The sequence below is a fragment of the Tessaracoccus caeni genome (assembly GCF_029211185.1).
GTDB classification, from domain to species: domain Bacteria; phylum Actinomycetota; class Actinomycetes; order Propionibacteriales; family Propionibacteriaceae; genus Arachnia; species Arachnia caeni.
Window position 1 is genome coordinate 1 of record NZ_JARGDO010000077.1, and the last position, 255, is coordinate 255.

1 protein-coding gene is annotated in these 255 nt (G+C 62.7%); it reads right to left on the minus strand.

Annotation, left to right across the window (positions count from 1 at the left end):
• Window positions 1–255 (minus strand): IS110 family transposase (locus P0D62_RS19280; protein ID WP_275704095.1); only part of this gene is annotated, 255 nt, incomplete at both ends.

The following is a 255-nucleotide window of genomic DNA, read 5'->3' on the forward strand; positions in this document are numbered from 1 at the left end:
AGACCCCGGTGAGGTTGGTGACGACGCTGGAGAGTTTGATACCTGCGCCTTCGAGGAGTTTCTCCAGCCGGTTGATCTCGCGGGCCCGGTCACGGGTGATGGTGGCCCTGGTTCGGGTCAGGTCACGCAGTTCACGGATCTCAGGTGGTGGCACGAAGGACGCACGCACGAGTCCGTGGGCTCCGATCTGAGCGAGCCAGGTAGCGTCGTTAACATCGGTTTTACGGCCGGGAACGGTTTTCACGTGGCGGGCGT